Below are 24,169 nucleotides of genomic sequence, written 5' to 3'. Positions count from 1 at the left end.
GGCTGTTCCGGTGGTTTTCGGCTGCACTTGGTGCATCGCTAAAACAAATAAAAATGGTTTGAGGCTAAGAGGTTAAGGTACACGAAGAAAAGTTTATGTTTATATAAAATCAGGCAGCAGTTGTTGAGTCAATGCTGACCATTTGCTGATGTTACAGGCATTCTATTTCGATTAGTAACGATAACAAACAATACGAAAAAATACATCTTTCGAGGTATAGCTGCAAAAAAAATGATGCTTACATTGGACTTATGAAACGGCAGCTGTTTTTTTTATTGATGTTTATTGCTTCGTTTACCGGTTGGGCGCAAACACCACGCATGGTATTACCTGTTGGACATACAGATGATATTACGCTTCTTAAATTCAGCCCCGATGGCCGCATACTGGCATCCGGTTCAAAAGATAAGACGATTAAGTTGTGGGATGTACAAACAGGAAAACTGCTGGCCGACTTAAAAGGTCATGCAGATGATATTTTATCGATTGAGTTTAACCGGCAGGGTACCCGATTGCTTTCAACCGCCGATTTAGACACAACCGCCATACTCTGGAATGTGCAAACAGGCGAAAGCCTTCGTAGCGTTTCCACAGGGCCTTACTATATAGCGTATGCGGTGTTTAGTCCGGACGGGAATACGTTTACGGTTGAAAATAATTCATCCGATCTGAAACCTGCTTTGTATAGTTCGGAAACAGGATTGCCGGTTGTACAATTACAAGCAAATTGGAAATATTCCACTAAGGCAGCAGCATACAGTCCTGATGGCAGTTTGCTGCTGGTCGTTTTCAACTCGGACAAACCGGAAATTTATACTACCAAAACGGGTGAACGGGTTGCAGAGCTCGACGTACCAAATACTGTTATTACAGCTGCGCAATGGTTTCCCGATGGGCAAACTGTTGCCTTAGCTTCTTACGACAAACAGGTGTATATCTGGAACGTAAAGAACAATCAAATTAAGTATACACTATCCGGTCACACATCTGCGGCTACCTCTTTAACCGTTAGCCCCGGTGGTAAACAACTGCTGTCAGCTTCACCATTTGAACAAGACGCCCGTTTGTGGAATGTACAAACCGGCGAATTAATTACTACTCTCAAAGTTTCGGATTACAGTTCGTTGCAAACAGCAGTTTTCAGTGCCGATGAAAAATATTTAATGACCACTGCTATCGGCGGCACACGGGTGTGGGATGCTGCCACCGGAATGGAAATAAAAACAGGGTTAGGCCGGTTTAACGAAACAGCCTTTACCAACAATGGCAAGGAGCTTTTTTTAAAACATGACGACAAAGGCAAACGCTTTAATCTTGACACAAAGCATACAGTTATTGAGTTTGAAGAATCTGACAACTTAAGTATTCCCGTTTTCAGCACATCAGGTAAGTTTCTGGCAGGCACGTATAACAGTAAAAGAAGTCTCGCAATCTGGAATACAGAAACCGGCAAACTGGTTGTACAAATGAAAACAATTACGCAAACTATTGATGATGCTTTTCTGGTTAATAAGCCTGCGTTACTGGTTACCAATCCGGATAAAAATCCAACCTTCTGGAAATTGCAGGGTAATCTTATTTCGCCGTTTATGCATCCTGTTAACGAGGATGTACAGTTTCTTCGCTATAGCCCTAACGATAGTATTTTGGTACAGATCAGAAAAAAGAACGACAACAATAATGATGTGTTCGCAAATGATGAAAAAGTTAGTATTTGGCAGGCCCCCTCGCTTACGGTGGTTGATGCTGATGTACAAAAAAGAGGCATGCAAAGCTTAACACAAAATGCAGAGGGCAGCTTTACTTTTTCGTCAGATAGTAAACAATTGTTTATCGGCAATAACGATTGGGGATCGTATGTGCTGGACGCGGCAACAGGAAAATTAAAGTACAGCATTGAACATGAAAGAATATGGCAATCGGCCGTAAATACAACCATGCAGCGCTTTGTTTCTTTTACAGAAAATAAAATAACGCTAAAAAATATACCCGAAAACAAAATTATCCGCTCCTGGGCAACTACCGAACACCTAAACCGGTTTCACTTTGTTGGAATGAGCAACCGCTTCATAACCGGCGGTGCAGACAATATGCATGTATACGATGAACAAAAAGAAAAACCCATCTTAACCATACCCGCAGGCTTGCCTTTCTTTAACAGCAACAACAGCCGTGTATTTGTTTCGCATTTCTCCGACAGCAATGGATTTTCGTTATGGGACCTGGATAAATTAAAACAGTTATGGAAAAAAGCAATACTTTTTACCGAAAAGTATGAAGCCAGATGGGACGTATGCTGGTCGGCCGATGAAAGCAGGCTCTTTATTTCAACAAACAATGGTCGAGTTCTTGTGCTTGATGCGCTTACAGGCGAACAGATGAATGAGTTTTCTGCATTTGCTACCCGATTAGTTTTAAGTAAAGATGGCCGTTTGCTGTTTGCTTATTATAAAGATGATGTAGCGATATATGATGCAAGCGATTACCGAATTGTTACGAAACTGGTGGGCCATACCAATGAGGTAACCGCTACCATACTTTTACCCGATCAAACAAAAGTACTTACCGTATCGAAAGACAATACTGCAAAGATCTGGAACATTACTACCGGGCAGTTGCTTTACTCATACATCATGCTCGATAAAAATTATTCGCTGCGTGTACTGCCTTCAGGCTTTTATATGGCCGATAAAACGGCGAGCCGTTTACTGCATTACGTAAGCAAAGATCTTAAGATTATTACGTTTGAACAGCTGGATGTAAAATTCAACCGACCGGATAAAGTACTGGAAGCAATCGGCTTTCGTGACACAGCACTTATAGCCTCCTACAGGCAGGCCTACAACAAACGAATAAAAAAACTGGGGATTGATACCACACAGTTTGCAGATGGATATAGTGTTCCGGAAGCAGATTTTGGCAACCGGACGCAAATTGGTTACGAGCTACCCAATGAACAACTGACGCTGCGTATTAAGGGTGCAGACAGTATGTATACCCTTGACCATTTTAATATCTGGATCAACGAAGTGCCTTTGTTTGGTATGAAAGGAATTAGTATCCGAAACCGGAAGAGCAATACGTTTGACACTACCCTTACCATCCGGTTATCGCAAGGTGAAAACCGGATTGAAACATCTGTTGCCAATGTTAACGGAACAGAAAGTTACCGGATGCCTTTGTATGTAAAATTCACGGCAGCCAAACCAATTAAAGATACCGTTCACTTTATTGGTATTGGTATTAATGAGTTTGCCGACAACAAAAGAAACCTGCAGTGGTGTGTAAAAGATATTCGTGATTTGGCATTGAAGTTTAAAGAAAAGTATGGTGATGCGATTGTGATTGACACATTATTCAATAAAAATGTTACACTCAAAAATGTACAGGCGCTGAAACAAAAACTACTTAAGACGAATATCAACGACAAAGTAATTATAGCTTACTCAGGTCACGGATTGTTATCAAAACAATACGATTACTATTTATCGTCGTATAATGTCAACTTCAGGAATCCTGCAGAAGGAGGTATCGTTTATGAAGAAATCGAGAAATTACTCGATTCGATTCCGGCAAGAAAGAAGTTGTTGTTAATAGATGCCTGCCATAGCGGTGAAGTAGATAAAGACGAAATGCTGGCCATCAGGGAGGCAAAAAACAAAACAGGCAATAAAGGCCTCATCATGAATCGTGGATCAGAAGAAGAAGGAGAAGATGCAACTATACCCAAAACGAAAACACTGGGTTTACAAAACAGTTTCGAATTGATGCAATCGCTGTTTATAAATGTTGGTAAAGGCACCGGAGCTACTATTATTTCTGCGGCAGGAGGCGTACAGTTTGCACAGGAACGGAACGATCTGGAAAACGGCGTATTTACATTTTGTTTGCTTGAAGCGTTGGAAAAGCAAAACAACATCAAAGTGTCGCAACTTAAACAAATTGTAGGCGAACGGGTAGAACAATTAACAAATGGCCTGCAAAAACCTACTACCAGAAATGAATTGAAAGATTTTGATTGGATCGTTTGGTAAAAACATTGGTTCCACTTCAAAAGGAAGTTAGTAATAAAGACAAAAATGTAGTAAGACAGAACTGAAGAAACTGTTTTTTACCTGTTGTATGCCACAACCGAAGCTTTATTTCGAGTGAATAACTCCGGCCGCAGCATCTGCGGATATAGTCTTTTAGCTTTGATTTATACCGAAGCAATCTGCTGCGAATAATTCCCACTTCGTAACGGGAGATTGGTTCGGCGTTTCGTCTGCTCTGGCGCTTACCCGATGGCACCCGGTATTTGTAGTAATTCAAGCTTCGAGCCGAGAGATTCCTTTCTCTTAAAGCGGGGCAGACGTTACCGCAATTACAACGGAGAAAGAGTGTAGGGCGTTACAAAAAAGAAAAAAGGGTTTTACATTGCTGTAAAACCCTTTTTTGTGACTCCGTCAGGATTGTAAAAATCTTTGCCTGTATTGAGTTGTAGCGGAATTGGCTACGTTATTGGCTACTTAATTGTTGTTAAAATTTGTACTGCAGCTCCTATTCCCTGTGCAATCGATGAAAGCCTGTTGGCGGTATCGAGCTGATCAGGTGTAAGACTTTTTTTCAAATGATCAATTTCAAACATTAGTTTTTCGATGTTCTTTTCTAAAATTTCTTCTTTCACTGTAAAGCCTCCACGCAAATAAAAATCATGCAGTTCGGCTGTTGCTGTAAACTCAACAGATAAAGAGCCTATTCCAACATCTTTAAGCAATCCCAATCTTTCAAATTGATATAATGCTGCCTGCAGTAGTGAAATCGACAATTCTGTTTCCTTTACAAACTGTTCTCTATGGCCAAATACATGCTTTTCCAGTTCTGCATTCTTTACAATGTATTCGAGCAGTTTATCTTTAAGTGCAGGTGTTAATACTTCAACCATTTACACTGATTTTTTATTGTGAAACTTGAAAGATCATTTGATGGATCTCACAAGGAGAATTGTCAGAATTTTCTGTAATAATGTGACGTTCGCCACTTATTTTGTTTTCAGAATTTAGTTCAAGTGTAAGCTTCCCTTTGCTTATAAATCCTGAAAGATAATCGCTGTATGTTCCCGTCAAATAAAGTTTGTTATTGTTAAGTGTACCTGTATACTTCGAAATTGTACGTTGTTCAGCCTTTGCTGTTAACGTGTATGTATTGCCTTTTTTTGAAATGGTCCAAACCTCTTCACGCATATCACCTTTGCCAGCATGTTCGCATGAGCTTCCAAAAGTTTGCAACTGTATTGTTTTTGAACCAATGAAATTTGATTCGTCAAAGCCAACTTCGATTGCATTATCAGGAACTTGTTGTGTGTTGCTTTCGATTGGTGGAGGTGCTGATGAATCTACTATCGATTGATTAGTGTTAGATGTTTCTTTCAAATCATTTACCGGTGTTTGTTGTATTATAACAACAGTGTCTCTTGTACCTGAATTGGTGTTGGCGTTGCCGCACGAAATAAGAAAAATTACAAAGATGAAGATCAAGGGTTTCATGTGAGTGTTTATGTTTTGGTTACTAAAAAAGTTGCTGTTGTGCAGGATTTACCCAAACTGCTTTTAGCCTGTGTTTTTTAACTTGTTTAGTTGTTCCAGGAGCGATGTATATCGCTCCATCAAGTCGTAATATTTATCCTTCCAGTTAGCAATTGGGTATTTCTCTTCAGTATCGTTTAAAAGATGTCTTGATTCAGGTTTTACAATCATTTCGCCTCGTCCGGAAATAATCCAATCCATGTTCAATTCAGGATAATTGGAACTTATTTTCTCCAACACATCGCTTCCCATGGCTCCGGTTTTACTAAAATAGACATGACTAACAGAAATTTTTTCGGCAAACTTCCTGTTGCTAATCTTCTTAAAATCAATAAATTGTAATATTCTGTCTCTTGTAGAATTCATTCAATGAAGAAAATTTTCATCAAAAATTTGATAATTATGAAAATAGTTTCCAATATTTGTCCTGTCAAGCCGCTGGAGAGTGGTCAGGCATCGAAAAGTGAGACGTTCGAAAAAGTTCTTAAAAGCAGTTCATGCTTTAAAATAGTTAGCGGGTCGGTTCAAACTTGCGTCTGCACCGCCGCTGGCAATAAGTAAAGTCTCACAAATTTACTTGGCAACTCTCCAACTAGGCTTCTACCCGTTCCACCGGGAGAAGCCTTTTTATTTCCGGCTAAATATAAGACTTAAAATAAAAAGTTCGGTTGTACCACTAACCGGGTACTGCCAGCCAACAATTTGTTAAAGCCATGCGCAAGTCAACCACGCCCCGTTCTACCAACAATAATACATGTAACCCATGTGTGCCCGTACCGGTTTCGAAATTCAATACCGATGATTACACTGGGTTAGTGTACCAGGCGGTGCAGCAATTGCTGCCCGCCTATTTTTTTGATGAACTACAGTGCTTCACCACCGAAGAAGCAGCGGCATTGCTTACCTGCAAAAAAGAAACCGTTGCCGATTATATACGCACCGGTAAGCTGCAGGCAAGTAAGCCAGGCAAAGACTACATCATTACTGCAGGCGATTTAAAGCAGTTCATAAAAGATCACCGTGTACGTGCTGCAGTGGTAAGCATCAATTACAAACTCAAAAGTAAAGTAGCAATATGAGTTACGAAAGATTCAAAAATGATGTGAAGGTTACATCAACCCTGTTTAACCGTGATGCAATGGAACAGCTTGAAAATGCATTGCAAACAGATGAACAGTTGCTGGCTACTGTAGAACAAGTTGCGCAAATGTTGAAGAGAGTTGTTAATGCCTTAGAAGCCGATGCGAAAAATTATCGAAACCGCATAAACCAAAAATCTTAACCCACATGCACCTCACACCTTCAAACGAAGCATTCTGCATGGCCATGCTGGAGCATTACAAACAGCGTTTAGAAAAACGTGTTTGCTTCTGCAGCGACCAGGAATACAATTACCTCATGCAAAGTAAACAGCATTACGAGAATCAAGTTGCAAAGCTGCAGGTACAATCATTGTTAACAGATGTAAATAATACAAGCGATGGACGGCCAACAATTACCTGCTGAAATTACAGTAACACTTACGCAGGAAGAAATTACTGCAGGTGTTATTTGCATACGTGATGCCAACGATGATATTACAAAAAGCCTGATGAGTTTGCAAACATTGCAAACAACTGATACTGCAAAAAAAGCATTAACGGATTATTACAACAAACGCCTTTTCCATAACAACAGTATGCTGCACAAACTAAGCAAAGCTTTGATGCTTGTACTTGTGTTGTTGTGTACATACGGTGCAGCGGCACAAACATACACAAGCATTGGTGCCGGTGCAGCTGCACCCGGTGGTTTAACGGGTGAGCTGGCTGTAGGTTATAAATACGCAGCCTGGCAAGTGCAGGCAGGCTTTCATTCAATTGTACGTGCAGATCAGCCGGTGTTGTTTTACACAAAAGCCGGTTACTATTATGCACTCCCCGATAATTTTTCGCTGCAGGTAATGGGTGGTTATTGCCGTTACATGGTTAGCACAGATGATAAACGAAAAAACAGTAACAGCTACATCGTAACAGTATCGGCGCAAAGCTGGGTACCTGCTGTTGAAGATGGAAGTGTATATGTAGCTGTTACAGCAACAAAACAACATGTGTTGTTCAGTGCAGGATTTATTTATTGGTTTAACATGCATACGGTGCATAGGGTTCGGTTAAGGTAAGTACCCGCTGCATGTCTATGCAGCGGTAAAATTAAAATCGATTTTTTAGATATGAGTGAAATGCAAAATCCTCTGCAATCCTTCGGGAGAATAGCTAACGAAATGGAGAACTGGAAAGATGTAGCACGTATTGGCGGAAAAGAATTTCGTGAGGGTGATCGTGTATATGGTACATGGGTTGAGGTTGATGGTACATCACATTACCAGGATGGTGTAGTTATTCGAAACGAAGAAACAGGATTATGGGTTCAAACAGAACCTGATGGTGGTATAACAGAGATAAAACGCTTTTGGGCACTGAACCATGATAATAAATAATTGTCGTATGAAACATCAACAACAGGAATGGATGCTGCAAATAGCAACGGCAATGGCAATGATAATCGGCATCGCCTGTTGTTGATGATTCGGTTTTGATTTAACAGATACAGATCGCCGCTGTATGTCTATACAGCGGCCTTCGATAATTACATAAAACTTACACGTATCAACCACACAAGAGCGTATGGTGAAATTGGTAAACACCGACAAAGACTGTCCGTTCAGTTTGTCCGGAGACAACCTTAACCGGCCTCCTTGCAGGTTCGAAGCCTGCTACGCTCACAACTTTCATCCTTCGGGAGGCGACAGCCAGTTTGTTGACATCGTGGAAAGGCACGGCGCTACTCTTACAAGCGATATGTAAGATGCAGCTGGTTAAGTAACCAGTCGGAGCTATCCGAAAAATAGTTGGGATCGATTGGCGGGTTGGTATCGCACCTTGAATATGACATGATGAGCTGAGCCTTACGTGCAATAAGCGAAGTGTTGACTTGGGTTGACAGGTTCGAATCCTGTATCGATCACATTACTATTTGCATCACAGTAACCTTAACGTAAAGGTGAAGTAAAAGTGTTGATGCCGGAGGTTATCAAAAGGATAACAGCAGACCCGAAATAAGGTAACATTATCTGCTGACAGCCGGGAAAGACCGGCACTTTAAAATTTCATTATGAGCGATACAGCAACAACATTTCCTCTGTGCACAACAGACGCAAGCGAAAAAGCTTTTGTGTTTGCAGTTTCTGCTTCGTATGCAATTATGGTTTTGCGTGAGAAAGATGAAACTGTTATAACTATTGCTACGAGCAGCAATGTAATTGACAGCTTTAAAAAACTGTTTAGTGTATACAGGGTAATAGATCTTGTTCGCTTTTCACAAGAGTTCTTCAAGGCTTCAGATATTATAACACAATTCATGGAAGCAATACCAACCCGTTAATTAAAAGAATATGAACGTACTCCAACTCAACACATTCGAACTGTACACCATTGCAATGATTGTAGACTGGACCCGCATCTACAACAGTTACGCATTGAGCTTTAAGCTTGGTGAGTATGGTTTTAAAGATGGCTGCAAAATTCATCTTGCAAAAATGCAAAGCGAAATGAGTGAGTTTGAAACAGCACTTGGCTACTGCAATAAAACTGCAAAAGCAATCGGCTTTACAGAATTAAAAGCAGCTGTTGAACAGCTGATGCAGGAACATGGAATAACCAAACAACATACAACCCATGCCTAAAAAATCAACACTCACACCGGTACAGGAGCTTCACAACTTTGTTGTGATGGTGCAGGAGCTTCGCCGCCTGCAGGATCGTAGAAAGGTAGAAAAAAATCATCTGCTCGATCATGCCATTACTGTTAAGGAAAAGGAAGTTGACCAGGCTATAGCCCTGCACATGATGGTGCAGGTAAAACCAAAAAGCAAACCTGCATTTCGCCAAAGCGCATTCAATAATTTTTTAGCCAGGTAGTGAGTACTGCAGCACCTATATTATCCATCAACAGTAAAAAGGAATATGCTGTGCCGGTACTCATCGGCGCTGCAGATCATTTAGTAACGCTGCGTGAGGAAAGTGCAAAAGGTTACATGATCAATCCACACCTGCGTTATTGGGCAACATGGTTCCTGCTAAAATCTTTTACCACCAGTGGTGTTATACAGCAATGGAATAAACAGAAACGAACGCTGCTCGATTACCTGCGTATAAGCGATTGCACCTTCCGATCGCAGCTGAATGCATTACAACGCCTCAACCTCATTACAGAAGACTATAAGAAAACCGGCAACATTACACTGTGCAGTTATAAAGAAGCTGCACAGATAATGGGCATCAGTTACAAAGGCACAACAGCCGTACAATACAAACCATTCGATTATGAAAATGAACGACAAGTATTTCGATACATCCTAGTTGCACAGGAAGTGCAGAGTAACCAGGATAACCAGTTACAAGAGTTATACAGAAAGTTCCAAAAAAATTTATCCGGAAACGCAACTGAATTGCTGAACGAGCTTCGACAGTTAGGCTATACTGATGATAAGCTTAAAACAGCAAAACAATTTCAGCAGGCATTGTTACGCCTGCAGAAAATTGTATTCAGGGATAAGTCAGGATTGACAGCTGTGGCCTTTTCTCTTCGTGCTGATGTTAACCGGTCTGTTACCACATGGGCAAGGCAACATGGTTACCAAAGTGGCCAAGGTGCTTCCTACATCAAAAAGAAATTCCGCAAGCTGGGTATTGCTGTAATTGAACAGCACTGTATAAACAGTAACGATAAGAGCCGCTTGTATTGGGTTGATAAAAGTGGTAACAAACACGAAGGTTACAAATGGAATAAGACGGCACAAAGAACCGCATGGCGGCTTTGCGACCAGGTAAGCATTCAAATAACCCCAACAAAAAAAGAAGACGATGAAACGAGAAAGAAAGCAGCGTAGCGAGGCCCGCCGGCAGGCCCGGGCGGCCGCCGCCCCGCCCCCATTTTTAAAATTAGTAACTACACATGTGGTCACATGTTAGAGTTTGAATTCTTTTCCAGTATTACCAGTCTCCGGTATTGTACTGGAAACTTGCAAGAATTTCCAGAATTGCGCTAAAACGATTTTTTCAACACAACCCATGGCAAAACTTACAAACCCGTTAGACCCCGACCAAGAGGCCCACATGAAGCGTAACATCAAATGGCTGTTACAGCAATACTTTTCCTTCCGTGCTTATGTAAAATTTAAAGATGGCAAAGCCAGGCATTTCTACGGTAACGAGCACCAGTGCACCTACAATCAGCTGCAGGCAGGCATTTACCCAAACATCCGCATGGATAAAGAAAAGGGCTACACCGATCTTATAAACCTCATCGAGCGATCGTACAAAGGCAAGTACACTGCAGCAACTATTTACATGCGCAACCCCGGCGAAAAAGATTTCAATACTGTTTGCCGCAATTATTACAAAGGCGAAGCAACTGAAATTAACGACCCGGTAATAACCGATCCTGTGTATACACTCTACTACATTGTTCAAAACGGCCGTGTGTTGGTACAAACAGAAGATCCTGCAGCACACGACTTCAAAAATTTAGTCAACCAAAATTTAAACAAATGAAATTGAAAGAATTCAGCATGGCCACAGCAACCAGCAAACGAGGTGGCAAACACAGCTTAAGCATTATTGCTGTACACCGCAAAGGACGTGTATCATTTACGCCAATGATTTGCGAAAAATTAAACTTAAAGTTAGGCGATCGTATTTCCTTTTTGCAGGATGAAGAAGATTTGGGAGAATGGTACATCGAGAAAAGCGATACAGGTTTTGAGTTGAAACTTTTTAATACGCAATCGAGCAGCCTTGTTTTCCAAAACAAAATTACAACCGATGCATTGTTCGAAAGTTTTCGTGAAAAAGAAAGCAGCTTACGGTTTAAAGTACTTCCGGAGCCGGTGAAGCTTGGCAAACGAACACTGTACAAACTTGCACACGTGCCCATCGTTTAATTTTCTTCTTAACAACCAAAATAAAATTTAACAACATGCTTTTAAACATCCCCATCGGTAACATTACCGCACTCCCCAACTACCGCCAAATTGATGAAGATCCTGCAGAGCTGGAGCAATTGGTTGCATCAGTTAAAAAAGACGGCATCTTTCAACCGGTATTAGTTCGTACACATAAAACAGAGCCGGACCGGTACGAACTTATTTTTGGCAACCGGCGCTTTGCAGCTGCACAGCTGGCTCAATTGGAAACAATACCTGCACAGGTAAAAGAAGTGGCCGACGATAATATACTGGAAGTACAGGTAATTGAAAACCTGCAGCGCAAAGATGTACATCCCATGGATGAAGCAGCAGCGTATAAAGCCTATAAAGAAAAAAACGGTTGCGATGTAAAAGAACTGGCTGCAAAGTTCAGCAAGCCCGAACGTTACATTGCACATCGCCTGGCATTAACAACACTCATCCCGGAGCTGCAGAAAGATTTTTTAAAGAAGCAGCTCACCATTGCACAGGCCGAAGTATTTGCAAAGCTCAACCCGGAGCAGCAAAAAGAATTGATGAAGGCGGAAACACAGTATGGAACCAGGTATGCATCATCCGTTGCAGATCTGCACGATGAAATTAACCGCCTGTTCCTGCACGATCTTGGTAAAGCCCCGTTCGATAAAAACGATGCAACGCTGTTACCAAAAGCAGGTGCTTGCAGCAGCTGCCAAAAACGTACAGCATGCCGTACACTGTTGTTTGAAGATGTGGCCAAAGAAGATCATTGCCTCGATGGTAAATGTTTCAGCATGAAGATAGATCTGCACCTGGTGAAAAAAGCAAACGACATTATTGCACACGAACCCAATATTGCATTTGCAGTAGAACAGTACAGCGATAACCCGCCAAAGCGCATTATTGATGAAGCTAAGAAAATGAAGGTACCGGTATATACAAACGGATATTACGATCATAAGTGGGGAAAGTTTACCGATGGCCGGAAAGTGTTCATGCTGAATGGGAGTAAGAAAGGAAAGATTGTTACCGTGTACTTCCAATCCAAAGAAAAAGGAAAAGGCAGCAATGAGGAAGTAAGCACCGAAATGCAGATAGCAGCTATTAATCAACGCCTGGAACGATCAGAAGAATTATTGTATGAAAAGTACATGGAAAAGGTGAACAAGTTTACCGATGAATTTATTAACAATAAAGCAGAGCTAGGCAGTGAGTGGAAACTTGAATTAAGTACACAATTTGATGTCCTTACCAGGTACCTGTGGTTTTTGACTGTTGATAAATGGGATGATGAGTTTTTAGAAAGCATTGGGCTTACGGAAAAAGAAGAAGAAAATTATGCAAAGTTCCCCGAGCAGCTGTATATAAAATTATTAATGCTCGATAAGCAACAACAGTTGGAACTGTTTGCGAAATGCTTCTTTGATCAAATTGGTCGTCCAACAAGTAAAACACATCGATCCTACATGTTAGAACAATTCGCTGGTTGGATTGGCATGGATCTTAGCCACCTGCGTTTCGAAATGAACACAGAGCTGGAAAAGAAACGCCTTAGCGCCACTGCACGCATTGAGAAGTTGCAGAAAGAATTACCTGCAGTAAAAGCATCAACCAAAAAGAAAAAGAAAAATGAAGCTGCTGCAGAAGCTACACAGTAGCATCTTTAAAACTGTTGCATACGTTCAGTTACGAAAAATCGGCATTACAAGGAATGCAGCTGCAGGTATTGCAACAATCGTAACAGACATTTTTCTAAACTCATCATCTAAAACAAAAAATATGGGCTTAAAAAAAATCGAACTGCACAAAGACAGTAACGGCGAATTCTACTTTGTTAAGTACGCAGGCAATGGTGAAGCTATTACCAAAAGCAGCGAAAGTTACACACGAAAAGAAAATGCATTTAAAGCAATTGTTGCAGATACAAACATTACGCTATCGCTTATGTGTGTATTACATTCACCAATGGAAATTCCTGTAATTGATTGCACGGGTCCAATGCCTGTAAACAAATTAATCAGGTTTGATGAAAACGGAATGATTAACGTAAAAGACATTGAGTAATGGTAACCATTCCTCTTTACCGGCAACAGGCAGAAGATCTGCAGCAATATTTCTTCCCTTACTTCAAACAGTTAAAGGTGAGCAACCTGGCTAACGTTGCTCACCTATCTGTACAATGCGGAGAATTTTTAACCGTTGTTGCTGTTAACTGCATTATGGATGAAGTGATGTTGTGTGTAAATAAAAAACTCATCAACACTTCAGGCGCAAAAATTAATTTGAAGTTGAGCGATGCACAGGCTGTGATCTTTAACCGGTTGTTAATACAGTATCCGGTAACTGCAGATCAGTGGCATTTGTTGCAATTGTGCCGCTATTTGGTTGATGTGTTGGATAAAGAATTAATCAAACATCAAATCATCAACAGCGGAAAATCGATGCAGGATTTAAAAAGATAATGTATATTGCATGTACAGACGCAAACAACCATTCAATTAATGGCCTTGCGTCTTATTTTTTTTACGGTAATACTGCTTAAAAGCATGGTACAGGTACCCATAAATAACCTGTACAATACCCTTACCACACTCCCCCGTAAAATAGCCGTTAAAACTTCGTCAATTCCTCGTCACCATAAAAACGAAACAATCCATTATTTCACCATGACGAACAATGTAAAGCCTCAACGCATTGCCATTTGTGCAAAAGATATTGTGCAGCTGTATGCCTGCAGCGAAAGTACAGCCAGGCGCAAAATACAATTGGTGCGTGATGTACTTGCAAAAACAGAAAAGCAAACCGTTACCATCAAAGACTTTTGTACGGTGCACGGTTTGGATTACGTTGAAACTTTACAATACCTGGAACTGATATGAGAACATACATTGAGCATTTGCTGCAACGCAAATATGTGTTGGTGTTAGATAAACACTATGGCCAAAACAAATTGCAACATGGCGTACCTGTTGTGTTGTACCGGCGCAATAAAAAGTTTTATGTGAAACATGGTGTAACAACAGACTGTTTGCTGTATGCCTGGCAAGCATGGTTGTGGTATTACGTTATTGGTTTGTTGGGGAAACGGTTTGGACAAAAATTATTTGCTTACAAAAAAGTTACGGGCTTCATCCGTGTTGTAAAAGTTTATGGAAAGAATCGTTAACGGCCATTACGCCGATCCTTCAAGCACAAGAGATATTGTTGGTATTACACCATCACAGTTCGAAACAATTATTGTTGCCTTGCAGCAATGGCACAAAGCACTGGAAGCAATTGCAACTGCAAACGATGATGAGTTGGAAGCCATTGCTGAACTATCAAAAATTGGTGGTTTTATTCCGGAAGAAATGAACCGGGATAATTTAAAAACAGCATTGGCAAAAACTGAAAAGTTGGTGGTTGAACATTATCGTAATACGTACGAAATTTTAGCGGCCATCAACCAACCATACCCGGGTGCAGAGTACTAGGAAATAATATTTTCACTAACACTTATTGTAAATAAAACTGTATGTACTACTTGTGGAAAGATAAAAGAAGCACAAATAAACAAGCAATTGTGTACTTAACAGACTATAAGGAAGTACGTGAAGATGGGAAAGTAAAAATTGACAATTACGGTTACTTAGATGTTGAACTTGTACATAGCAGTTCGCTACGTGAAGAATGTATAGAAGCTGCTCAAAGGTTGATAAAAAGCAGCTGATAAAAGGATATCATTTCCAATCAAATCCTGCAATAACAGTCAAAACGCTCACCACATGGTGAGCGTTTTTTTATGCTTGTACTCAATTTCAATTTCACACGGTAAGATGAATAAAGACAACGCACCTGTGATAGGTGGAGCAGGAGGCGGAGTCTTCGCCTGGTTTAAAGGAACACTGCTGCAAACGGTACCCGGGCCCTTCTTAGGAAAAATGTTTGAGGTGGCCGTATATGCAATGATTGGTGCAGCTGTAGGCGAAGCAATCAAACTTGGTTTTTCTTACCTGAAAAAATGGATTGATAAAAAACGAGGTACAGATGAGTAAAGGTTTAATTATTGCAGCCGGTGTTGGTTTAGCCTGGTTAGGTATACGGGCCGCTGCAAAAAAACAGGCGTTCGATTTACTAACGTATGGCGTTAGCAATATTGCGTTACGCTGGAATGGCCTCACTCCCATGCTCAACTTTAAGTTAAACATCTTTAACCCGAATGCAGAGAGTATACCAGTACAGCAAGTGAGCGGTAAGATCTATTTTAAAAATGCGGCCGTTGCAACCTTCCTTAATCAAACAGCCATAAACATTGCGGCAAAAAGTTCTACTGCAGTAGATATGACGGTTCGCCTGTCGCTTGGTGGTTTTGTTGCTGCACTCATCAATAAAACTGCAGATGCACAAGCCGTTGTTGATGGGCTTATACGTACTGCCTATTTCGATGTACCAATCAAATACAACTGGCAACCTTCTTAACGTCAATAATTTTTAATCATGGATAAAGTGTTCACACCTGTTCAAGAACGTCACGACCCGAAAAACCGGATTGTGTTCATCTGCAAAACAGAAACAGGTTTCTATGTAAGCAAGCCACGTACAGGTTTTGTAAGCGGCGAATTTCCTGCACAGGATGATGCAGATCTGTTAGCAGTTTTCGAACGCCAATGTGGTTGCTCACACAACCATGCAAGTTACTTGCCCGGTGAGCGTGAAGGGAAAGCAGCAGCTGCAGGCAAACCTGTTGTTGAAACAGTAAAAAGCCTGGTTGCAAAAATTACAGCTGCAGCTACTGTTGAGGAAGTAAATGCGTTGGCCGGTACCGATACTCGTGCAGGTGTTGTAAACGCCGCCGCTAAACGATTAAAACAATTAGCTGCGTGAAGTTGAAGTACAGAACAGATTTAATACTGCCTGCTACCGGTGAAAACGATTTGAAGCATACCAACGGTACCACGCAGGATATTATTGATGTACTGCTTGCAGCTGATGACAAAGCCGCTGTATTTACAAAAAAGTTTGCACCCACTTTAAAAGGTGCATCGCTCTTTGATACCTGCAGGAATATTTGGGAGTTCGTAAAAAATGAAATCCCGTATAAGGTTGATGAGCTGGGTTACCAGTGGATTAAAAGCCCCGGCCGTTTGTTTGCCGATAAAAGCGGCGATTGTAAATCGTTCTCGCTGTTCATCGGAAGCTGTTTAAAAAATCTTGGTATTCCTTACGGTTATCGTTTTGTGAGTTACAAAGCCGGTAATCCTACTGCAACGCATGTGTATGTATATGTGCCGCTCGATGGTGGCAAACAAATTATACTCGATGCAGTGTGGAGTGGTCCGTTTAATTCCGAAAAGCCCTATAAGCACAAGAAACAGTATTTGATCAAATAATTTTTTATGACAAGGATAGCCTACTTAGGATCTGCTGCAGCACAAAAAAATATTCCGGGTGTTCTTTCTCTCCCGAAGGATTACCATGATATGACGGATGAAGAATTTGAATTGTACCTGGCAAAGCAGCGCATTGAAATTGAAAAGAAAAATGCGCAGGCAATTGGCAGTCCTTATGCAAGCCGGTACGATGCATCGCTTGCAACCATTAACCGTGCGATTGAAAACATTGATAACCCGGATGCAATTATTGGTATGGCCGATGAAATGATCGGTAAAGCCAAAGCAAAGGGCAAACAGAGCGGTGCAGGTAAGTTACTGAAGAAAGTAGGCACCGGATTAAAAAAGGCTGCTAAAACGGTTGCCAAGGTGGTTACAGCACCGGTACGCTTAGTTGCAAAAGGTGCGCTGGAAATATACCTGCCAAAAGCAGCGCCAATGTTTCTGTATCTGTTTACACCGGCCGGTGCAAAGTTGCCCGATTTGATGGCACGTAAAAAAGCCAAAGTAGAAAAGCTCCGCAAATTTATTGTTAACGGAATTGGTATGAAGGATCCTCACTTTATGGCCATTATCCGTAACAACCTCACCAAACGTTTTGGTAAAAGCCCCGAAAGTTATTTAGCCGAACGCCTGGCAAAACGTGTAAGTGGTATTGCAGGTAACCGGAAGCATGAAATGCGTACACTTATTGGCAAGGCAAAGGCCAAAGCAGCTGCTAAAAAACCTGCAGCGAAGAAAACTGCCAAAGCTGTTAAGAAGGCCGCTAATGCGCCTGTAAAAGCCCCGGTTGTAAAAACTGCACCCGCCACAATTGTAAAAAAGCAAGCTGCAGAAATTTTAAAACAGCAACTTCCAAAAACAGCTACTGCAGTAACCAACCTTAGCCCGGTTGCACCTACCAGCGATAAAAAAGAGAAGAAAGGTTTCTTCAAAAAATTAACCTCCTCGCAAAACGAAAACACGAAGCTTACGGATGTAGTGAGCAAAGCAGGAAGTGGTGATTTGGTTGGTACCGCATTAAGCGCCATCAGCTGGTTAATTGAAAAAATCAGCAGTGTATTTAAGGGAGAAAAAGCCGAAAAGTTTACTGCAGATGATATGCCCGATATCGAGCGTGATGCAAGCGATGCATTCAGTTACCAGGATCTGGAAAATGATTTTAGCAACCTGAACGATCAGCAGAAGAAAGAAACAAAAGAAGTTGCTACCGATATCATCGAAACAATTAAAGCACTTCCTCCTGTTGCAAAAACAATAGAGAAAATTGAAATGCAGGTGAAGGAAAAACTGCCTTACCTCAAAGATGAGCAGGTTAAAGAAATAGCGGAAGAAATTGAGGAAGGTCCGGAGGCGCTGGATGAAAGCGAAGGCAAAACACTTGGAACAGAAATTAAACGCAGTGTGCCCAATGGCACTATTGATCCGGTAACGGGTGGTGGTGGCCGTAACATGTGCAACTGCTAAACATAGTTAATCATTATTACATCACGAAACCATTTTTAAGCAATGGCAACAAAGAAAAAAGCGGGTGTTGGAGCAATCGATCGTGCAATTAAAAGCACCCGTAGTAAGATCGCTGCAATCAAACGCAAAGAGTCTGAAAAGAAGAGAGCTGCTAAAAAAGCAAAACAGCTCGCTGCTTTAAAGAATCAGCTCAAGCGTATGGGCTGCCGCTCTGCAGGCAAACGCAGAAAATAAAACGCTTTCGGTGATGCATAACCGTTAAACCTTATTATCTCATTCTTTTATTATTCACAATGGCAAAATTAAATTTTGAAAAGATCGTGAAGCGTGTTATTGATAAAGCGCCCGGTCTGGTAGTTGGTTCTGTTGTAAGCAACGTGGTTGCTACACAGGTAACCAAAATGAGCAACGGTAAAGCTGCTCCTATGGTTGTTGCCGGGGCGCAAATCGTTGCCGGTGCACTGGTTCCCGCTTTCTTAGGCGGTGGCAAAAAAGCAGGCTTTATGGAAGCCGTAGCCGATGGTATGATGGCACAGGGTGCTGTACAATTGGCTAAAGCATTGAACATTCCTGGTATCGGCGAAGCAGATGATACGCTTAGCGGTGCAGAGGAAGATTACATGAATTATGAAGAAGCATCTGCTACCATGGCAGGCAGCGAATCGTAATCGGTAACCGATTAATGTTCTGGTAAAAATCATTCAAAAAGTATTATCTCATTTTCAATTATTCACGATGAAAAGTTTGAAAACAATCTTAACGTTTTCTGTGTTCTCCCTGCTTATTGCTGCAGTATGTGTGTACTTCGGTGCAGGTGTAGAAGCTTCTTTAATTGCCGGTGTTGCTGTTAACCTGGCTGGTTCTCTTATTCCTCAACAAAACGGTGTATTGGGTATGTATGTTGGTAGCGGTACCGGTACAGAAGGACAGGCACTGGTACAAGCTTTAGTAACAGATCCTGAACGTGCAGCTTATTTAGTAAACAGCACGAGCCCACGTTTTAAAGGTAAAAAAGTTGTTCCCGGGTATTTACGACTGGAAGCGCCGATTAAAAATACAGAGCCTGTCATTCGTTTCCGTACGTTCCTCGGCGATGGTGCAACTGTAAAGAGTACAGAACGCCGTCTCGATCGTAACGATGCGTTTATTGCAACCGGTGTTCGTATTGGCTTATTAAAGCAAGATACTGCCAATGCTAAAACAAATGGGTTGGTGCATACCTATCCAAACATTACTGCATTTGGTGCAGCTGCAGCTGCAGATCTGTTGGCAATCTACCAAGGTGCATTGCGTATGAACATCGATGATAAGGATGAGCTGAAAGGTTTCCCAATGAGTCGCTTCCTGCACATTCCAGAAACGCAACAAACTGCAGGTACCAACTACGACCAGCGTAGCCCCGAAGCAGGTATTGTTAACCTCACTCCGCATATCATCATTGATGGTGATAAGAAGAATGAAATTGAAGTGGTATTCCCAACTTATGCAGCATTTGCCGGTGGTACATCTGCAACTGCAGGTTTTGAACACTTCCTGGTAATGGAACTCTTCGGCTTCGAAGTTTTACAAGGTTCTAAAGGAGCGTAATAAGCAAACCGATTTGATTAATAAAACCATCCCGCCGGTGCGGGATGGTTTTTCAAAAGCAGTATATGAGTTTACAAAAATTTCCTGTTAAGAAAACTACGCTGTTCGAATTACCTGTCATCAATGTAAACAGTGAGCGTTTCAAATTCAGCGACAATGAAAAAATGCTGGATAACATGTTTGTTACCGGTATCATCATTGGTTCTGCAGCAATTGGTACAACACCTGAAGGAAAGACAATTGTTCCGGATGCCATTCAAAAAAAGGCTTTCCTCACACTGGTAAATAAAAAAACCGGACAGGAAGAAATAAAAAAGCTTCCGTTGGAAACGCTTATTAATTCGCAAACATGGGTAATGGAACTGGATGCGTTTCCGATTGATGTATCTAAAAGCTACATCACATTGTACGATCGCACCGGTTTGTTAACCACGCATGCGTTCCTCATTACATTCCTCTACCAGGATCAACCAAACAAATAACTGTGGCTATTTACGGAAAAGATAACGTGCTGGAAATGGTACGGCAAATGAAAGCGCCGTACTGGAAAATCAGCGAAAGTAAAACTGCAAAAGAGCAAGGCAACTTTGTTGCTAAATCAGATTTCGAAATTGAGAATCTTGGTTTGGAAGCATCGCTGCAGGATCTGCGTGGTTGCTTAAACCGGTTAACACCCGGCATGTATTACTTAACCGCAAGTACAAAGCCAGGCATTAGTAAAGGTATTATCGATTGCACGTTCGAGGTAGAACGCAGCGGCCAAACAATGGCCGGCATTGGCAGTACCACTGAACCTGCAGGCAAGCCCCTTTATTTAGATGGAATCGGCGAAGTAACGCCGGAAAATTTTACGCAGGCCATTGAGCAAAAGTTCAAGCTGATGACTGAAGAAGCCGAACGTAAAAAGAAAGAACAGGAATTGATTGAGGAAAACAAACGACTGAAAGCAGAGCTGGCTGAAAAAGAAAGTGGCATCAATGGTGGTTTGTACAGCATTGGTACCATGTTTTGGCCGCAACTGAAGAAAAGCGAATTCGCAAAGGATTTAATGAAAACAGTTGCCGGCATAGGTTTAATGCCAGGAGCGCCTAAAACAACAGCTGCAGCCGCTGCAGCGCCACAAGCTCCATCATCTGTTGGCAGTACAGAAACTGTAGAGGATGCGGCTACAAACACGCAGGAACGCATTGCAGCAGCTTTAAGCGATATGTTGGGTGAGCAGGCCGATGATCCTGCAGCACAGCAGCAATTGGCCGAACAGCTGGAACTGTTGGCACGTACAAAAAAGAACGATCCTGATACGTACAGTATGGGGCTCGATTACCTAAAAGGCATGAGCGATGAGTAATGTACTTACACTCTCCTACGATAAATTATCGCAGGATGATAAAGACAGGGTTATGAAAGCAGTAGATCTTCTCTGTAAGGATAACCCCGATGTAGCAAAACAACTGGAGAAGTTAGCTGATATCAAAATAAACAATCCCAAGCAGTGGAGCATGGGAAAGAAAATTTTAAAGCTATGATGTTGCCGCCTTATTTTTTGGAAGTAGGAAAATTTATCTTGTCCGGTGGAAACAAGATAAAGCGTTATTTACTTACCAGTAAAATTGTAATGGGCAAAAGCCTTACAATTGGCGGCAAAACATTCGTTGCAAAAAAACCATCCGATAACAGGTTACGGGTATTTAATTCCTTTAAGGAGTTAATGGCCAACGCAGACAATGATGCAAAGGCAAAGTACATTGACATTGTAAAGAACCCGGAGCTGGAAATTCGCTTTCAACCCTCTACAGTAAATGATCTGATGAAAACATCAGACATCAACAAATACCTACAGTCGATGCAGTTTAATGTAGAGGTCTTCCATAACAACACAAGGTATGTTACCCGTTACAAGCCAAATGAAATGTTTGCGTTTGTAACATTTACATCTGACAAGAAAGTTGCAGATAAGTATCAACAGGTTGCAAACCTGGAGAAAGAGTTGAAATCATTTACAGAGCAGGCACAAAAAAATGCTAAACTCATTTACGATGCACAAAAGAAAAACCTATCTGCATCGCAAAAACAAAAACTGCAGGAAGCGGTTGTAACGCACAATTACACTGTGCAGGATTTTGCAAAAAAACTTCCAAAGGAAATTCAGCTGCAGGTACGCACACTTAACATTCAACAGCTTAGCGAGGTTGTAAATATTGGTGTTATCCCTGTTATTGTTTGGGTTGTGCTTGCAATTGTTGGTACAGGTGCAACGCTGTACACCGCAACAAAAATTACGCAGCTTATTACGGATACGGTGAAGCATCGTAACCTGCTGTTATCGCAGCAAAAAAATATTGAAACATTGCTGAAGGCTGAAGAATTGTATGCCGGTGGAAAAATTACAAAGGAAGGCCGTGACAATGTTGCCAATGAAGTAAAGAAAAGTAATGAGCAGGCTCGCACAGAGCAACAGAATATCGATAACAGAAGCAATGCCGGTTTCTTTGGAGAAATTAAATCGGTGATTATGTGGGCAGGAATAGCTGTTGTAGCCGCTAAAGTATTGCCGTCATTATTCAGTAACAACAAAGGAGGTAGCAAGTGATGAAGCCAAAATACAAACGTATTACAGAACAGGACGCCATTTTGCAAAACGAAACGTTCAAAGCAAATGGTTGTCATTGCTGGTTTTTATACAATGCCGGCAACACCAATGCAACAATCGGAACCAGCCATGTCTTGAAGCCCGGTGAAGGGTTTGGATTCGACAATGAAAACCCGGATATCGTTGATTACTCGGAACTGTCTGTTTTGTTTGATAAGGCAAACGATCCTATTACAGTTGCACCGGGAGCAGGTGCAGTGCCTGGTCCGTTTTTATACACGTTTGGTGTAGATCCTGTACCCGATAAGAATAACAAAATTGTTGTTTATCGCAGCCTTTTATCAGAACTATAATTGCGCATGTCCGTACAGTTTACCATAGCAAAAGAAAAAACAAAAGACTTAGAGGGTGGCTACTGGAACGATCCCAGCGCCGGGCATACCTATGCCGGTATTACTTACAAGTACAATCCGAATTGGCCGGGATGGAAACGATTGTTTCAATTAGCTACTTCCAAATACGGAAGCATTACACGTACGCCACGCTATGCAAAATTTGATGATGAACAGCTGAATAAGTTAATAGCTGATTACTACTTTAACCGTTACTGGAATGGATTAATGAGCGGCAACCTTTTCCGCAACCAGGATATTGCAAATTTTGTTTATGATTTTTTGCTACACAAAGAAAATGATGCTGTTGCTGTCATCAATTACACCGCAAAGCAACTGCAGAAAAATGTTGCTGCTAGTAAAGCAAAACTGTCTGCTGCAGTAATAACTGTGGCTAATAATGCACAGGAAGCTTTCTACAACCTGCTTCGTCGTAACAGAGAGTTGTATTACAGAAGTCCAAAATCAATACCAGGCACAAGTATTAAAAGTTTCAGCAAACAACTTGCCGATGCTTTCATTCGTGACCGGGTAAATAAATTCCCTGCAGCTACGAAGACTACGCTACAGTTTCCATCATTCACATTACCCTGGCAAAGCATAAAATCATGAGTTTACTTAGAATCAGCACAATCAGAGCAGATCTGCAAAAAGCTTTTGCCGATCGAGTAGTTGCTATTGCAAACGAGTTGGTTATAAGCCCACACTGGTTAATGCAAGTAATGTGGTCTGAAAGTCGGTTAAACGCAGCTGCAGTAAACCCCAAAACAAACGCTACCGGTTTAATACAGTTTATGCCCGATACTGCACGTGGGCTAAAAACCTCTGTAGAGGCTTTAAAAGTGATGAACCCGGTAGATCAGCTGGAATATGTTCGTCGTTACTTCCTGCCATACAAAGGCAAAATGAAAAGCTACTACGATGTGTATTCAGTTGTGTTCTTCCCTGCCTTAATTGGCAAGCCCGATACCTGGGTATTGCAGACAAGTAAATTATCAGCTGCAGTAATTGCAAAACAAAACCCGGTCGTGAACATCAATAAAGATGCACAGATTACGGTAAAAGAATTTAAGCAGTACGTTTTCAATAGTGTACTTGCTGCACACCGGGATATTGTGTTTGGTGCAATAAAAGCAGCTGCACCTGCAGCGGGTGGTATTGCAGCTGCAGTAGTGCTTTTTTTTTGCTCACTAGCGATTAATTCACTCATATAAACC

The 24,169-nt window shown here is 41.4% G+C and carries 37 protein-coding genes and 1 tRNA gene; 35 read left to right on the top strand and 3 right to left on the bottom strand.

The window, feature by feature from the left end:
- The first annotated feature begins 251 nt into the window (after nucleotides 1-251).
- Complete coding sequence (locus IQ13_RS15955; protein ID WP_144887603.1) at nucleotides 252-4,034, top strand: WD40 domain-containing protein; 3,783 nt, start codon at nucleotides 252-254, stop codon at nucleotides 4,032-4,034.
- Between the two features lie 470 nt (nucleotides 4,035-4,504).
- Here IQ13_RS15955 and IQ13_RS15950 read toward each other — a convergent pair whose 3' ends face one another.
- From IQ13_RS15950 to IQ13_RS15940, 3 genes are all read right to left on the bottom strand, one after another.
- On the bottom strand, nucleotides 4,505-4,924 hold the full coding sequence (locus IQ13_RS15950) for a hypothetical protein (RefSeq protein WP_144887601.1): 420 nt from the start codon (nucleotides 4,922-4,924) through the stop codon (nucleotides 4,505-4,507).
- A 13-nt stretch (nucleotides 4,925-4,937) separates the two neighbouring features.
- Entirely contained in the window at nucleotides 4,938-5,525 is a 588-nt protein-coding gene (locus IQ13_RS15945) for a hypothetical protein (RefSeq protein WP_144887599.1), read from the bottom strand.
- Between the two features lie 63 nt (nucleotides 5,526-5,588).
- A complete protein-coding gene (locus tag IQ13_RS15940; RefSeq protein ID WP_144887597.1) occupies nucleotides 5,589-5,930 on the bottom strand; it encodes a hypothetical protein in 342 nt (113 codons plus the stop codon).
- Nucleotides 5,931-6,277: 347 nt separating this feature from the next.
- Between IQ13_RS15940 and IQ13_RS15935 the strand changes: the two genes are divergently transcribed.
- The 34 genes from IQ13_RS15935 (at nucleotide 6,278) to IQ13_RS15780 (ending at nucleotide 24,166) form a co-directional block, all read left to right on the top strand.
- A complete protein-coding gene (locus IQ13_RS15935) occupies nucleotides 6,278-6,643 on the top strand; it encodes a helix-turn-helix domain-containing protein (RefSeq protein ID WP_144887595.1) in 366 nt (121 codons plus the stop codon).
- Nucleotides 6,644-6,702: 59 nt separating this feature from the next.
- Entirely contained in the window at nucleotides 6,703-6,846 is a 144-nt protein-coding gene (locus IQ13_RS21400; protein WP_158637416.1) for a hypothetical protein, read from the top strand.
- A 5-nt stretch (nucleotides 6,847-6,851) separates the two neighbouring features.
- A complete protein-coding gene (locus IQ13_RS15930) occupies nucleotides 6,852-7,070 on the top strand; it encodes a hypothetical protein (RefSeq protein ID WP_144887593.1) in 219 nt (72 codons plus the stop codon).
- Nucleotides 7,045-7,722: a hypothetical protein gene (locus tag IQ13_RS15925; RefSeq protein ID WP_144887591.1), complete on the top strand. Its 678-nt coding sequence runs from the start codon at nucleotides 7,045-7,047 to the stop codon at nucleotides 7,720-7,722. The genes IQ13_RS15930 and IQ13_RS15925 overlap by 26 nt, the downstream gene beginning before the upstream one ends.
- Before the next feature lie 51 nt (nucleotides 7,723-7,773).
- A complete protein-coding gene (locus IQ13_RS15920; protein WP_144887589.1) occupies nucleotides 7,774-8,040 on the top strand; it encodes a hypothetical protein in 267 nt (88 codons plus the stop codon).
- 181 nt (nucleotides 8,041-8,221) lie between these two features.
- Nucleotides 8,222-8,325 (top strand) — tRNA-OTHER (locus IQ13_RS21395).
- Between the two features lie 389 nt (nucleotides 8,326-8,714).
- A complete protein-coding gene (locus IQ13_RS15915; protein ID WP_144887587.1) occupies nucleotides 8,715-8,984 on the top strand; it encodes a hypothetical protein in 270 nt (89 codons plus the stop codon).
- 10 nt (nucleotides 8,985-8,994) lie between these two features.
- Entirely contained in the window at nucleotides 8,995-9,285 is a 291-nt protein-coding gene (locus IQ13_RS15910) for a hypothetical protein (protein WP_144887585.1), read from the top strand.
- The gene (locus tag IQ13_RS15905; protein WP_144887583.1) at nucleotides 9,278-9,520 is read left to right on the top strand and encodes a hypothetical protein; all 243 of its coding nucleotides are present in this window, start codon (nucleotides 9,278-9,280) and stop codon (nucleotides 9,518-9,520) included. Before IQ13_RS15910 ends, IQ13_RS15905 begins: the two co-directional genes overlap by 8 nt.
- A complete protein-coding gene (locus tag IQ13_RS15900) occupies nucleotides 9,520-10,491 on the top strand; it encodes a hypothetical protein (protein ID WP_144887581.1) in 972 nt (323 codons plus the stop codon). The genes IQ13_RS15905 and IQ13_RS15900 overlap by 1 nt, the downstream gene beginning before the upstream one ends.
- Nucleotides 10,492-10,672: 181 nt before the next feature.
- Nucleotides 10,673-11,155 carry a hypothetical protein gene (locus IQ13_RS15895; RefSeq protein ID WP_144887578.1) on the top strand — a complete coding sequence of 161 codons (483 nt, stop codon included), beginning with the start codon at nucleotides 10,673-10,675 and terminating at the stop codon, nucleotides 11,153-11,155.
- Nucleotides 11,152-11,544, top strand: coding sequence for a hypothetical protein (locus IQ13_RS15890; RefSeq protein WP_144887576.1), 393 nt, complete (start codon nucleotides 11,152-11,154; stop codon nucleotides 11,542-11,544). The genes IQ13_RS15895 and IQ13_RS15890 overlap by 4 nt, the downstream gene beginning before the upstream one ends.
- Nucleotides 11,545-11,579: 35 nt before the next feature.
- The gene (locus IQ13_RS15885) at nucleotides 11,580-13,205 is read left to right on the top strand and encodes a ParB/RepB/Spo0J family partition protein (protein WP_144887574.1); all 1,626 of its coding nucleotides are present in this window, start codon (nucleotides 11,580-11,582) and stop codon (nucleotides 13,203-13,205) included.
- A 121-nt stretch (nucleotides 13,206-13,326) separates the two neighbouring features.
- Nucleotides 13,327-13,611 (top strand): YegP family protein, encoded by a 285-nt coding sequence (locus tag IQ13_RS15880; RefSeq protein ID WP_144887572.1) that lies wholly within the window; start codon nucleotides 13,327-13,329, stop codon nucleotides 13,609-13,611.
- Nucleotides 13,611-14,009 carry a hypothetical protein gene (locus tag IQ13_RS15875; RefSeq protein WP_144887570.1) on the top strand — a complete coding sequence of 133 codons (399 nt, stop codon included), beginning with the start codon at nucleotides 13,611-13,613 and terminating at the stop codon, nucleotides 14,007-14,009. The genes IQ13_RS15880 and IQ13_RS15875 overlap by 1 nt, the downstream gene beginning before the upstream one ends.
- Nucleotides 14,010-14,093: 84 nt before the next feature.
- Nucleotides 14,094-14,426, top strand: coding sequence for a hypothetical protein (locus IQ13_RS15870; RefSeq protein WP_144887568.1), 333 nt, complete (start codon nucleotides 14,094-14,096; stop codon nucleotides 14,424-14,426).
- Complete coding sequence (locus IQ13_RS15865) at nucleotides 14,423-14,713, top strand: hypothetical protein (protein WP_144887566.1); 291 nt, start codon at nucleotides 14,423-14,425, stop codon at nucleotides 14,711-14,713. The genes IQ13_RS15870 and IQ13_RS15865 overlap by 4 nt, the downstream gene beginning before the upstream one ends.
- A complete protein-coding gene (locus IQ13_RS15860) occupies nucleotides 14,697-15,020 on the top strand; it encodes a hypothetical protein (RefSeq protein WP_144887564.1) in 324 nt (107 codons plus the stop codon). The genes IQ13_RS15865 and IQ13_RS15860 overlap by 17 nt, the downstream gene beginning before the upstream one ends.
- A gap of 50 nt (nucleotides 15,021-15,070) precedes the next feature.
- The gene (locus tag IQ13_RS15855; protein ID WP_144887562.1) at nucleotides 15,071-15,256 is read left to right on the top strand and encodes a hypothetical protein; all 186 of its coding nucleotides are present in this window, start codon (nucleotides 15,071-15,073) and stop codon (nucleotides 15,254-15,256) included.
- Between the two features lie 106 nt (nucleotides 15,257-15,362).
- On the top strand, nucleotides 15,363-15,581 hold the full coding sequence (locus IQ13_RS15850) for a hypothetical protein (protein ID WP_144887560.1): 219 nt from the start codon (nucleotides 15,363-15,365) through the stop codon (nucleotides 15,579-15,581).
- Complete coding sequence (locus IQ13_RS15845) at nucleotides 15,574-16,005, top strand: LEA/WHy family protein (RefSeq protein WP_144887559.1); 432 nt, start codon at nucleotides 15,574-15,576, stop codon at nucleotides 16,003-16,005. Before IQ13_RS15850 ends, IQ13_RS15845 begins: the two co-directional genes overlap by 8 nt.
- An 18-nt stretch (nucleotides 16,006-16,023) precedes the next feature.
- Nucleotides 16,024-16,410 (top strand): hypothetical protein, encoded by a 387-nt coding sequence (locus tag IQ13_RS15840; RefSeq protein ID WP_144887557.1) that lies wholly within the window; start codon nucleotides 16,024-16,026, stop codon nucleotides 16,408-16,410.
- A 2-nt stretch (nucleotides 16,411-16,412) separates the two neighbouring features.
- Nucleotides 16,413-16,916 (top strand): transglutaminase-like domain-containing protein, encoded by a 504-nt coding sequence (locus IQ13_RS15835; RefSeq protein WP_144887555.1) that lies wholly within the window; start codon nucleotides 16,413-16,415, stop codon nucleotides 16,914-16,916.
- 6 nt (nucleotides 16,917-16,922) lie between these two features.
- On the top strand, nucleotides 16,923-18,383 hold the full coding sequence (locus IQ13_RS15830) for a hypothetical protein (RefSeq protein WP_144887553.1): 1,461 nt from the start codon (nucleotides 16,923-16,925) through the stop codon (nucleotides 18,381-18,383).
- 42 nt (nucleotides 18,384-18,425) lie between these two features.
- Nucleotides 18,426-18,617, top strand: a complete 192-nt coding sequence (locus IQ13_RS15825) for a hypothetical protein (RefSeq protein WP_144887551.1) — start codon at nucleotides 18,426-18,428, stop codon at nucleotides 18,615-18,617.
- Nucleotides 18,618-18,676: 59 nt separating this feature from the next.
- Complete coding sequence (locus IQ13_RS15820; protein WP_144887549.1) at nucleotides 18,677-19,051, top strand: hypothetical protein; 375 nt, start codon at nucleotides 18,677-18,679, stop codon at nucleotides 19,049-19,051.
- Nucleotides 19,052-19,118: 67 nt separating this feature from the next.
- The gene (locus tag IQ13_RS15815; protein ID WP_144887547.1) at nucleotides 19,119-19,970 is read left to right on the top strand and encodes a hypothetical protein; all 852 of its coding nucleotides are present in this window, start codon (nucleotides 19,119-19,121) and stop codon (nucleotides 19,968-19,970) included.
- Between the two features lie 65 nt (nucleotides 19,971-20,035).
- Complete coding sequence (locus tag IQ13_RS15810) at nucleotides 20,036-20,452, top strand: hypothetical protein (RefSeq protein WP_144887545.1); 417 nt, start codon at nucleotides 20,036-20,038, stop codon at nucleotides 20,450-20,452.
- A 2-nt stretch (nucleotides 20,453-20,454) separates the two neighbouring features.
- Nucleotides 20,455-21,318 carry a hypothetical protein gene (locus tag IQ13_RS15805; RefSeq protein WP_144887543.1) on the top strand — a complete coding sequence of 288 codons (864 nt, stop codon included), beginning with the start codon at nucleotides 20,455-20,457 and terminating at the stop codon, nucleotides 21,316-21,318.
- Nucleotides 21,311-21,496, top strand: coding sequence for a hypothetical protein (locus IQ13_RS15800; RefSeq protein WP_144887541.1), 186 nt, complete (start codon nucleotides 21,311-21,313; stop codon nucleotides 21,494-21,496). The genes IQ13_RS15805 and IQ13_RS15800 overlap by 8 nt, the downstream gene beginning before the upstream one ends.
- An 89-nt stretch (nucleotides 21,497-21,585) precedes the next feature.
- Nucleotides 21,586-22,560 (top strand): hypothetical protein, encoded by a 975-nt coding sequence (locus IQ13_RS15795; protein ID WP_144887539.1) that lies wholly within the window; start codon nucleotides 21,586-21,588, stop codon nucleotides 22,558-22,560.
- Nucleotides 22,557-22,913 (top strand): hypothetical protein, encoded by a 357-nt coding sequence (locus IQ13_RS15790; protein ID WP_144887537.1) that lies wholly within the window; start codon nucleotides 22,557-22,559, stop codon nucleotides 22,911-22,913. The genes IQ13_RS15795 and IQ13_RS15790 overlap by 4 nt, the downstream gene beginning before the upstream one ends.
- A 6-nt stretch (nucleotides 22,914-22,919) precedes the next feature.
- Nucleotides 22,920-23,564: a glycosyl hydrolase 108 family protein gene (locus IQ13_RS15785; RefSeq protein WP_144887535.1), complete on the top strand. Its 645-nt coding sequence runs from the start codon at nucleotides 22,920-22,922 to the stop codon at nucleotides 23,562-23,564.
- Nucleotides 23,561-24,166 (top strand): lytic transglycosylase domain-containing protein, encoded by a 606-nt coding sequence (locus IQ13_RS15780; RefSeq protein WP_144887533.1) that lies wholly within the window; start codon nucleotides 23,561-23,563, stop codon nucleotides 24,164-24,166. Before IQ13_RS15785 ends, IQ13_RS15780 begins: the two co-directional genes overlap by 4 nt.
- Nucleotides 24,167-24,169 lie beyond the last annotated feature (3 nt).

This window comes from Lacibacter cauensis (assembly GCF_007830055.1).
Classification (GTDB): domain Bacteria; phylum Bacteroidota; class Bacteroidia; order Chitinophagales; family Chitinophagaceae; genus Lacibacter; species Lacibacter cauensis.
Note: the sequence above shows the minus strand (reverse complement) of the source record. Positions and strands in the feature narration are given on the sequence as shown.